This window comes from Microcoleus sp. T3_B1, assembly GCF_036700445.1.
Lineage (GTDB): Bacteria > Cyanobacteriota > Cyanobacteriia > Cyanobacteriales > Microcoleaceae > Microcoleus.
Map to the genome: position 1 here is coordinate 22,247 of NZ_JAUBOX010000084.1, position 10,334 is coordinate 32,580.

At 47.4% G+C, this 10,334-nt stretch carries 14 protein-coding genes; 10 read left to right on the forward strand and 4 right to left on the reverse strand.

The features are described from left to right. Positions 1-22 precede the first annotated feature (22 nt). The 3 genes from QT990_RS29605 (at position 23) to QT990_RS29615 (ending at position 2,878) form a co-directional block, all read left to right on the forward strand. Positions 23-250 carry a hypothetical protein gene (locus tag QT990_RS29605; RefSeq protein WP_333144641.1) on the forward strand — a complete coding sequence of 76 codons (228 nt, stop codon included), beginning with the start codon at positions 23-25 and terminating at the stop codon, positions 248-250. 947 nt (positions 251-1,197) lie between these two features. Further along, positions 1,198-2,133: a M23 family metallopeptidase gene (locus QT990_RS29610; RefSeq protein ID WP_333144642.1), complete on the forward strand. Its 936-nt coding sequence runs from the start codon at positions 1,198-1,200 to the stop codon at positions 2,131-2,133. Between the two features lie 208 nt (positions 2,134-2,341). Continuing rightward, entirely contained in the window at positions 2,342-2,878 is a 537-nt protein-coding gene (locus QT990_RS29615; RefSeq protein WP_006631395.1) for a late competence development ComFB family protein, read from the forward strand. A gap of 241 nt (positions 2,879-3,119) precedes the next feature. Here the strand turns inward: QT990_RS29615 and psb29 are convergent, their stop codons facing one another. Then, a complete protein-coding gene (gene psb29 / locus QT990_RS29620; protein ID WP_333466098.1) occupies positions 3,120-3,833 on the reverse strand; it encodes a photosystem II biogenesis protein Psp29 in 714 nt (237 codons plus the stop codon). Positions 3,834-3,840: 7 nt separating this feature from the next. Continuing rightward, the gene (locus QT990_RS29625) at positions 3,841-3,969 is read right to left on the reverse strand and encodes a hypothetical protein (protein WP_333144644.1); all 129 of its coding nucleotides are present in this window, start codon (positions 3,967-3,969) and stop codon (positions 3,841-3,843) included. 205 nt (positions 3,970-4,174) lie between these two features. Here QT990_RS29625 and QT990_RS29630 point away from each other — a divergent pair, with 205 nt between their 5' ends. Then, complete coding sequence (locus QT990_RS29630; RefSeq protein ID WP_333309648.1) at positions 4,175-4,795, forward strand: chromophore lyase CpcT/CpeT; 621 nt, start codon at positions 4,175-4,177, stop codon at positions 4,793-4,795. A 244-nt stretch (positions 4,796-5,039) separates the two neighbouring features. Here the strand turns inward: QT990_RS29630 and QT990_RS29635 are convergent, their stop codons facing one another. Together QT990_RS29635 and hemF are read right to left on the reverse strand one after the other, a co-directional pair. After that, positions 5,040-5,402, reverse strand: a complete 363-nt coding sequence (locus tag QT990_RS29635) for an STAS domain-containing protein (protein ID WP_006631392.1) — start codon at positions 5,400-5,402, stop codon at positions 5,040-5,042. Positions 5,403-5,459: 57 nt separating this feature from the next. Then, positions 5,460-6,503, reverse strand: a complete 1,044-nt coding sequence (gene hemF, locus QT990_RS29640; protein ID WP_333144646.1) for an oxygen-dependent coproporphyrinogen oxidase — start codon at positions 6,501-6,503, stop codon at positions 5,460-5,462. A 281-nt stretch (positions 6,504-6,784) separates the two neighbouring features. Here hemF and QT990_RS29645 point away from each other — a divergent pair, with 281 nt between their 5' ends. The 6 genes from QT990_RS29645 to QT990_RS29670 all read left to right on the forward strand — a co-directional run bounded on the left by QT990_RS29645 (position 6,785) and on the right by QT990_RS29670 (position 10,266). Beyond that, the gene (locus QT990_RS29645) at positions 6,785-7,855 is read left to right on the forward strand and encodes an Mrp/NBP35 family ATP-binding protein (protein ID WP_006631390.1); all 1,071 of its coding nucleotides are present in this window, start codon (positions 6,785-6,787) and stop codon (positions 7,853-7,855) included. 191 nt (positions 7,856-8,046) lie between these two features. Continuing rightward, on the forward strand, positions 8,047-8,250 hold the full coding sequence (locus QT990_RS29650; RefSeq protein WP_333466099.1) for a hypothetical protein: 204 nt from the start codon (positions 8,047-8,049) through the stop codon (positions 8,248-8,250). 13 nt (positions 8,251-8,263) lie between these two features. After that, entirely contained in the window at positions 8,264-8,455 is a 192-nt protein-coding gene (locus tag QT990_RS29655) for an NAD(P)H dehydrogenase subunit NdhS (protein ID WP_293145052.1), read from the forward strand. A gap of 166 nt (positions 8,456-8,621) precedes the next feature. Then, on the forward strand, positions 8,622-9,290 hold the full coding sequence (locus tag QT990_RS29660; RefSeq protein WP_333144649.1) for an HAS-barrel domain-containing protein: 669 nt from the start codon (positions 8,622-8,624) through the stop codon (positions 9,288-9,290). A 203-nt stretch (positions 9,291-9,493) separates the two neighbouring features. Continuing rightward, positions 9,494-9,910, forward strand: coding sequence for a XisH family protein (locus QT990_RS29665; protein ID WP_333144650.1), 417 nt, complete (start codon positions 9,494-9,496; stop codon positions 9,908-9,910). Continuing rightward, positions 9,901-10,266: a XisI protein gene (locus QT990_RS29670; protein ID WP_333144651.1), complete on the forward strand. Its 366-nt coding sequence runs from the start codon at positions 9,901-9,903 to the stop codon at positions 10,264-10,266. Before QT990_RS29665 ends, QT990_RS29670 begins: the two co-directional genes overlap by 10 nt. Positions 10,267-10,334: the final 68 nt, after the last annotated feature.

Here is a 10,334-nt window from a genome sequence, read left to right on the forward strand (position 1 = left end):
AAACCCAAGGAGTAATTTAATTATGTGGCGTTTAACCATAAAATGTTCTGCTGAAAGCTGGGATATCCATTCCAAAGCTTTCAAAGCCATTGCTGCCAAATATCCGGCCACGCCTCTTTCTTCCAAAAAGATGAAAGGCGACGGTCAACGCATCATGGAATATCAGCTTGAGAATGTCAACGATGTAGAGGAATTTATGGAAGAATGCTTGACATTAGATGGTTTCACCGCTGCCTTTGAATCCCTATAATTCTAGGTGATAGATTATAGCCATTCTCAATTTTTATCTCATACCATTCATTTGAGAGTGGAGGTTTAAAAATTGGAAATTAATACTACTTTCTCAAAAATAGGCTACAATAACTAGGGAGTTTTAGGAATGTTCTAGGAAAGTAAACGGTCAAGAAAGAATTGATTTAACAGCAGCAACACTTCGGACATTTTTTGAGCACCTGAAAATAAGGGTTTCAGGGTGATCCAATAGCTGCAAGCAACGCTTACGAAGCACACTATCAGCCAAAAGTGAAAATCAAGGCTTTGATGCTACGACATAAAAACGCCAGCGGGGGCGGACGCACGCAGACCTCAGAAACCCGGTTTCTTCTTAGATTTATCGTGACTCGTCGCAAAACTCGTAGAAACCGGGTTTCTAGCTACCTATGCGTGGGCAATGAAACTGTCCGAAGTATGGTAAATCTTGGAATTGAGGAAGGCAACGGGATTTGTGCGAAAGTACGATCGTCTCGCCCAATTTTTGAGTGTTCTTAAGTATTTATTTAACTACCAGCCGGGAAGTCCCGGGCGTATATTTAGAGGGGATTAATCTGAGCGCTGCGCCCCGTACCCCGTTGGGAATTACGCCCGCGTGATGAAAGGCTCGTTGGGTGTAGGTACCCAAAGCGACAATTATTCTTTTATACCCCAAGATGATCGGGAAATACTCTGATAATATATTAGCAAGTGGGGGTGGAACTACCTCACTATAAAAAGCATGAGAAAAAAAAGGAAAAAGAAGCCTGCGGTCTAACTGTACTCAGTAGACCGTCAGGTTTGTTCACTTTAGTCTCTCATCTCCCAATCTGTTACCAAGCTTTTTACCTACGGCTGTTTCTCTCGAATCATTGCGGATTGGTATAGTTAGTCTAGATATTAAAAATATATCAGCGAGACAAAGGTTAAGGACACCTAGTGATGAGAATGACTGTGAGTCGAGGCAACGGCGGGCTAAGTGCGGAAATAGTTACGGGTCTGATTTTGCGGTGGCAGCAGTTGAAAGTAAACAAGCTAACCGCCACTTCGATCGGGGGAATTGTTGCTGGTATTCTAAGTTTTGCCCTGCCCGTGCAAGCTTTGCAGGTAGTTGTGACGCCGACAAATCCCCAACTGGGAGATACGCTGTCAGTAATGATTCAGGTTGACGGTAACGGCGGGGAAACTCCACAAGTTTCTCTACAGCAAAAAAACTACCCCGCGTTTCCCATCGGCAACGGTCGCTTTCGGGCCCTGCTACCGACGACGCCGCTAGAGAAACCCGGTGCCCGCCTTCTTCAAGTCGCAGGTGACGGACAAGTGCAGAAGTTGAGCGTGCAAGTGCGCGATCGCAATTTTCCCACCCAATCCATCTGGCTACCGCCTGGGAAAGACAGCGAAGGTACAGACGCGGAGTTCGATCGCGTAGACGCATTTAAAGCACTCGTGACACCCGAAAAATTTTGGGACGGCAAATTGTTGCGCCCCAACTCCGGCGAAATTACCACTATTTACGGAGTTCGGCGATACTATAATGGGGTATTTGCTCAAGACTACTACCACCGCGGCGTTGATTACGCGGGTGCTTACGGTTCTCCTGTAGTTGCACCAGCAGCAGGTCGGGTATCTCTAGTGGGACGCGAATCCCAAGGGTTCAAAATCCACGGGAACGTCGTTGGTATCGACCACGGTCAAGGGCTAGCAAGCATTTTGATGCACCTCAGCCGGATTGATGTCCAGGAAGGCGATTTCGTGAAAGCCGGTCAAGTAATTGGTACTCTGGGGTCAACGGGGGCTTCGACAGGCCCTCACCTGCACTGGGGACTTTACGTGCACGGGCAGTCCGTCGATCCTGTACCTTGGCGGCTTCAGGGAGTTGAGTAGGAGTTTTTACAGGTTTTGACGGATAAAGCAGTCAATTATGGGGTAAGTTTGTGGCTGGGGTGTGCAGATAACTGTGATGGGTTATCAGTATTGAGTTAGGATTTATATAAAATTTCTCAACTCAACTCTCAAAACTTGAATCTCAAGACGCTAACAATCGCGTCTTCACAAAACTTTATTGATGATGCCGTTGAGCGGGGACGCATATATGAGTATTGAAAAAATTGTTGAACAGGCTTTGCAGGATGGCTATTTAACGCCGTCTATGGAAGCTGAGGTGGGACGGATCTGCAATACGGCTTCGGAATTGTCGATCGAAGAGTACATGGCTCTCGATCGTCTGATGGGCTCTTTGTTGACTGGCGAAGTTGTGGTTCTGCCACGCAAACAGTTCATCAACGTGATGGAAGAGTTGGTGCTCAGCGATGCGATCGCTAGGGTAGCGGAAATTGAGGCGACGAGCGACCTAAGTCTGGATGTGGGAGATATTGCAGCTTATGCTTTAAATAGGCTGCCACCTCTGTACGCTACGACGGAAGAGGGAGCTCACTTTCAAAGGGCTAGGGCTAAAGAGCAACTTCACGATTTGATTTCCAAAGAAGTCAACGCAGCGATCGCCCGCAACTTGGACAGGCCCGACACCCCAAACCCCACAGCTTTGGGCAAGTCTTCGGGAAACGAAGTTCTTTCACAGCTAAGCACTTGGCTGCAAGCTAACGCCACTAATTTTGAGCCGCAGCCTTAGTACCACCCCAACAGCTCTATTTATGGTTAAGTCGATCCCGCTCAATTCAGAAAGCGGGATTTTTATTTTTTGAGCAACCAACATCTGAAGGCACAAGGCCGAAGCCTGAATTCAAGAAAAAAAATTAAAATTTAAGAGTTTTTTATTTTAGCTAAAAAATAAAAAACTCCCTTCCTTGTTCCTGATATCCGTTACATCCGTTATAAAATCCGTTGCCGAACTTCCTTCTTCCTTCAAACGATTAATTGCTGCTGTCAGAAGACTCAGCCGAAGGGCCAGCGGTAACTTTTGTCTCTCGCTTTTCGCGTTTTTTCCGTTCCGCTTGGATGACATCTTGAAGCACTATTCGCGCTTGGACCATTTTTTCCAAATTGCTGCGGTACAAATCTAAATCTTTGCTAACTTTGTCTTCTGGCAGGTGCAAGGCCGCACTGACTTTGGCGATCGCATCGTTTCGCGTGTCTTGGTCTTTTACCAAGTTAGGGTCAGCTTTTTCTAATAGCGAGAACAAACCGATCGCGAACAAGCGGCTGTACTTAAATTGAGGGTTGCTGGCGATCGCCCCTAAAGACGCTTGCAAATCCGCTGTATCTTCAAAGCTGGTCGAGCGATCGAGCCACGAGAGCAACTCTTGCCCGGAAAGTCTATCTGCCAAGCTTTCCAATCGCTGAGCGTCTTGCTTGTAGCGCTCTGGATCGTCTTCTAGGGACTTGCACAAAGCGTTAAAAATCGAAACTCTGTCTGCTTCTGGGGCGTACCCAAGCATGAATCTATCAAAAGCTGTCACTACACCCAAAGCATAAATCGGGTCGTATTGAAAATCGGCATTCGCCGAAAGCAAGTGCATTTCTACCATCAACTCTTCCACCACTCGACGGTAAATTGAGTTGATCGGTCGAGTGTGAATCGTATAGAAACTTCGCTTAGTATCTGAAACAGTACGGTTATTGTTCACCTGAGTCTTATAGATAAATAATTTTGCCGTAGCGGGCGTGCCAGCGCGGCGTGAGTAAAGTCGGGGGAGTCAATTCTGCGATCGGGCTGACAAAAATTGCCAGTTTTTTAAGCGTTGCCGCCGGATTGCGAGACAAAATTTTATCAAAAATATTTTACGCGCGATCGGCAGCAACAATTAATATGTCGCAATAGGAGGGAAAAACCCCAGTATCTTTACAATCATAGCTTAGCTGGGATCGCTCATGAATCTAATCTTCTGACTTGCCCAGCCTAGATATGGTCTTGCATATCACAATAAGTTTTCTTTGTCAACCCAGGATCGTGAATAATCCAACAAACATGACAATTTCTCCTGAATTGATAGCTTTAGCCCAGTACATGGCGGGCGAATTTGACAACCGGGAACAAGCGCTAGCAGAGCCGACGTGGTACGTCCACCTTCGTATGTGGCAAAGACCACTACCCGTTCCTTTATTTTCCGAACCCAGCATTGCCCTGTTTGCCGAACAAGCCAACATTCTGGAATTAGACAAGCCATACCGCCCCCGCATCGTGCAACTGAGGCACTCACAGATAGCGCCAGGACTTATCGAAGCTCAGTATTATATGTTCAACGACATTGAAGCCGTCAAAGGAGCCGGTTGCAAACCCGACTTGCTTAGAAAGCTAACGAACGAGCAAATCCAACTCCTTCCCGGCTGCACCCTGTCAGTTGCGGTGCAAAATTTAGCCTCAAACAGCTATCGCTTTCGCGCATCTTTGCCGGAGGGCACTCGCTGCGGCTTTGCCTACGGGGGGCAAAATTACCAAGTAGACTTGGGATTTGAAGCCACAGGCGAGGAATTTCTCAGCTACGACAAAGGAATAAGCCCCACGACAGGCAAGGCTATCTGGGGAGCTTTAATGGGCCCTTTTAGATTTGTCAAGCGTCAGGATTTTGCTCCTGAGATATTGGTTTGAAGCAAGAAGCAACAAGAAACAAGGAAGAAAAATTTAGCTATCTAGGATAGAAGGCAAGACTTTACCTTGACCTATTCTTCTACTTTAGTGTTTTGGTGAACCTCTCAACCTCTCAAGAAAGGAAGAAAGTATAAGGAAGCTGGCAAGAATTTACCTGCTTCCTGTTCTTGTGCAGGGTTCCGGCGCATTTTGTGACCCTCAAGCTTAAATTGCGCTTACACCGCAAGCGATGCAAGCCGGGTGGTCAACTTGCGCGCGGCACCCCCTCTAGAGCTTCTTCTTCCGTTTCAAAGATTTCAAACACAGAATCCATCATGGTGACTTCAAACACCAGTTTGGCTTCGGGATGAACATTGCAAATGCGGAAACTTCCCTTAACTTTATCCGCATCCCGCATACCTGCTACAAGTGAGGTCAGGCCAGAGCTATCGATAAAGTTAACCTGACCAAGATTCACTACAACATGGCGGCTAAGTTTGGAAATACACTCTTGCAACTTGAGGCGGAATTGCCAAGCTGTAGTGATGTCCAACCGTCCTGTCGGTGCTAAGACGATAACTGTTGTACCGTCTTGAAGCGTGTGGGTTTTTTGATCAATATGAATCACTGACCCTTCCCTCAAATTTATTATCTATCGCGGTGGTTACTGTCCCAGTAGTTTAACTCAGGTCGGTGACTGCTGAGGCATCCAATTCGCCCAATCTTGCGGTTTTAAGAACTTGGAGTAGAGTTCGGCTTCTGGAGAGTTGGGTTCTGGCTCGTAGCAGTATTCCCAGCGTACCAAAGGTGGCAGGGACATTAAAATCGATTCGGTGCGTCCGTTGGTTTGTAAGCCAAAGGTCGTGCCTCGATCGTACACCAAGTTAAATTCAACGTAACGGCCGCGGCGGTAAAGTTGGAAATTACGCTCGCGCTCGCCGTATTCTTTCGATCGGTGCTTTTCAACAATTGGGGTGTAAGCCGGCAAAAATGCCCGGCCGCAGTCCTGTACGAAGGCGAACAGCGACTCCCAACTCCTAGGTTCCGGCGCGCCGATGTTGTTGCTGCACTCAGCGGCCTTGCCTTTGACATGATGGTCGCGGTAAAGCGCGCCTTGAGCGCTTTGGTAGTCAAAAAAGAGGCCGCCCACGCCGCGGGTTTCTTGGCGGTGGGGGAGGTAAAAATATTCGTCGCACCAAAGTTTAAATGTCGGATAATATCCGGGATGGTGGCGATCGCAAGCTGCTTTCAGAGTTTTGTGAAAATGAGCTGCATCCTCAGCCAACGGGTAATAAGGAGTCAAATCCACACCGCCACCAAACCACCAAATCGGGCCGGCCTCAAAATAGCGGTAATTTAGGTGAACCGTAGGCAAGTAGGGATTGCGGGGGTGCAGCACCATCGAAGTGCCCGTTGCATAGAAATCGTGACCTGCTGCTTCTGGGTGCTTTGCCAGAATCAAAGCCGGCAAACTTTCGCCCCACACTTGGGAAAAATTGACTCCCCCTTGTTCAAACACATCGCCTTCGCGCATGACGCGAGAACGTCCGCCGCCACCTTCGGATCGTTCCCAAGAGTCCTCCTTAAATTTGCCAACGCCATCGAGCTGTTCGAGGGATTGACAAATCTCGTCTTGTAGGGTTTTCATAAATTGGCTGACTCTAGCTCTAGAGTCAGCGGGCGGCAAAAACGGGGAAGTGGCGGTTTTAAGTGTTGTAGAAACTGTCATCCGATTTTAGATTTTAGATTTTAGATTTTAGATTGAAGAATTGCGACCACGGCTCAATGCGGGGATTGTGACCAAATTGCTTTCGGTCGTAGAAATTCTTGCCGAGCGCATTTGAGTTTGAGATTGACCGTGAGTCCCAAATCCAGTCGTCATGTAATTATGCCACCGCAGGTCTGCAAATGATCGCTATGAAGTTACATTAAAAAATAGCAATAAAAATATACTTAAACCTGCGATCGAAAATTCGCAAACCCAATTGCAGAGCTATGGTGGAGAACACAATGCCCAATACACTCGATGTTAGTTCAGTCTTAGAAATCCTGCGACCTGTGCAAGACCCCGAACTGCAAAAGAGTTTGGTGGAATTGAACATGATTCGTAACATAAAAATTGACGGCGGTGTCGTCAGTTTCACCTTGGTGCTGACAACGCCTGCTTGCCCGCTGCGAGAATTTATTGTCGAAGATTGCCAAAAAGCGGTCAAACAGTTGCCAGGAGTCGAAAAAGTGGCGGTGGAGGTGACAGCCGAGACGCCGCAGCAGAAGGGAGTGGTCGATCGCCAAGGCATTGAAGGCGTTAAAAATATTATCGCAATTTCCAGCGGTAAAGGTGGAGTCGGCAAAAGCACGGTGGCGGTAAACGTTGCAGTAGCGCTGGCGCAAACCGGCGCCAAGGTGGGTTTGCTGGATGCGGATATCTATGGGCCCAATGACCCGACAATGTTGGGTCTGGGGGACGCGAAAGTGATGGTTAGGGACGGAAAAAGCGGGGAAAGCCTCGAACCCGCCTTCAACTACGGCGTCAAATTAGTGTCGATGGCGTTTTTAATTGACAAAGACCAACCCGTGATTTGGCGCGGCCCGATGTTGAACGGGATCATCCGGCAGTTCCTCTATCAGGTAAATTGGGGCGATTTAGACTATTTGATTGTCGATATGCCTCCGGGTACTGGAGACGCACAGTTGACAATGGCGCAGGCTGTGCCGATGGCCGGTGTTGTGATCGTGACGACGCCGCAGACTGTGGCATTGTTGGACTCCCGCAAGGGCTTAAAGATGTTCCAGCAGTTGGGAGTGTCGGTGTTGGGAATTGTGGAAAACATGAGCTATTTTGTGCCGCCGGATATGCCCGACAAGCAATACGATATTTTCGGTTCCGGTGGCGGGGAAAAGACTGCTGCTGAGTTGGGAGTGCCGCTGTTAGGCCGCATTCCGCTGGAAATTCCGTTGCGGGAAGGTGGCGATTCCGGGGTGCCGATCGTGGTGGGACAACCGGGTTCTGCTTCAGCTAGGGAGTTGCGGGCGATCGCCGGCCGCATTGCCGGTAAAGTTTCCGTAGCAGCCTTAGCCTAACTCACATCTTGGATTGTTAATCAGCTTTTGATGGGCGGGCGGGACGCCCAACCCCTACTCCCCACAAGAAACCAGTGAGTGTTTGTAGAACAGGCATCTTGCCTGTTGAATTTGTGGAACAGGCATCTTGCCTGTTGAATTTGTGGAACAGGCATCTTGCCTGTTGAATTTGTGGAACAGGCATCTTGCCTGTGCTTGTTTGTGGAACAGGCATCTTGCCTGTGAGTGTTGGTGGAACAGGCATCTTGCCTATTGAATTTGTGGAACAGGCATCTTGCCTGTTTAATTTGTGGAACAGGCATCTTGCCTGTTTAGTGTGTGGAACAGGCATCTTGCCTGTTTTAGCATCAACTCTCGATCGCCAAGAAAAGGTAAGCTATAAACAGCAAACATAACATTCAAACAATTATGATTTTTCCAGGTTCAGCAGTTCGAGTTAAAGATAAGGGTGAGATTTACTACGCCTTTCAAGGACAAGTCCAGCGAGTTACAGACGGGAAAGTCGCGGTACTGTTTGAAGGCGGCAATTGGGACAAGCTGATTACGTTCCGCCTGTCGCAGTTGGAACTCGTCGATGCTACGGCAGGTCGCGCGAAATAGTCAGTTGGTTGTTGACAGTTGTCAGTTGACAGTTGTAAGTAGTTATTAGTTATTGTTTATTAGTACCCACTTACAAATAATAAATAACAACCAACTGCCAATAACAAACTGCCAACTGTCAACAACCAACAACCAACTGCCAACAACCAACTGCTAACTGACTAATATGCGTTTACCTTTACCCCAATTTGCTACAAAAGAGCGCCATCCCGATCGCATTGCTGAGGTAATCGAGACGGCAACTTCGGAGTTTTTGGCTCAATGTTTGGAACCGGAAGACTTAAGCTTTCCCGTGATGCCACCTTTTGGGAGTTGGGTGAAGGCCGAGGATGAAGAGTCAAAAAATCAAATTTACGGCGTGGTTTATTACGCTACGACTAGCCCGATCGACTCCGTGCACAGAGCTCGCGCTTTGGGTTTGTCGCTGGAAGAGTTACGGGAAGAACAACCGCAGATTTTTGCGATGCTCAAAACCGAGTTTCGAGTGGCGATTGTGGGGTTTGAGACGGCGCCGGAAAGGTTGAACGGTCACGGCCCATCTAGGGGTAAAATTTATCAGTATTTGCCGCCGCGCCCGCCGCAAATTCACCAGGCGGTTTATCGCTGCGAACCGGATGAGGTGATTGATTTTACGGTGCAGTTGGATTTTTTGAGGACGCTGCTGGGGGTGGCTAATGCGCCGGTGGATGCGCTGACGGCGGCGGCGATTCGTGAGATTTATCAGTTGCGGATGCGCGATCGATCTTGGTTGGTGGAAGCGGGAAGGAGTTTGAGTGTTTTGCTGAAGGATGATTACGATCGGTTGCGGGTGATTTTGAGTCAGATTCATCCATAGGGAAAAGCTGAATAGTATGTTTGAGGCCGATCGTCAAATATTCAGGCGATCGCACCAGTCAGACTCTGGTATTTTATCGACCTTACAATTAAATTGAGAAGGAAGAAACGATCGCACTTAATTCAAAATGCAATCGCCCGTTTGTCTGGCACAGTCGTAGGATATGATATAATGGGAGCGAGTAACATGATTTCTCAAAATCTATGTCTGCCAAAGATATCTTTCATGTCTCTGTATGTTCAGCTTTGGAAAAAGAAGGGTGGACTATTACCCACGATCCTTTGTACCTCAAAGTAGACGAAGATAAGCTTTATGTGGACTTAGGAGCCCAAAATAATTTGTTAGGAGCAGAAAAGTACGGACAGAAGATAGCAGTAGAAATCAAGTGTTTTTTAGGTCTGTCATTGATAAATCAGTTTCACGAGGCTATAGGTCAAGCCTGGAATTATAAAGTGGTTTTGGAAGAGTCAGAACCGGATAGACTTCTTTATTTGGCAATTCCAGAAGATATTTATGAAGAGTTTTTTACTCGGCGTTTAGCTCGAATGTCAGTGACGCGGATGCAATTAAACTTGATTGTGTTTAATCCTGCGAGAGAGGCGATCGTTATATGGAAATAGAAAAGTATAGAGAGCTAATTCAATCAATCATTGAAAAACACTCTAGCTGCGGTTCGGACGATGGGGAGATAGAAACTGAAATTGCTTGTGATATCAAACGCGATCGCTATTTGATGTTTCATGTGGGATGGCGTGGAGAAAGACGAGTTTATGGTTGCGTTATTCACATCGATATTAAAGAGGACAAGATTTGGATTCAGCGAGATGGAACTGAAGTAGGAATTGCTAATGAGTTAATTGAAGTCGGAGTACCCAAGTCGGATATTGTTTTAGGGTATAGGTCTCCCTATATGCGTAAGTTTACGCTGGTTGGCGGCGGGCTAGGCGATCGCCCCAGCCAAACTCCGGTATTGTAAAACTTCGTTGAGTTTATAAGCAATTATAAACAATAGTAGTATGATATTATCATGGTGGTCGAGTGAAC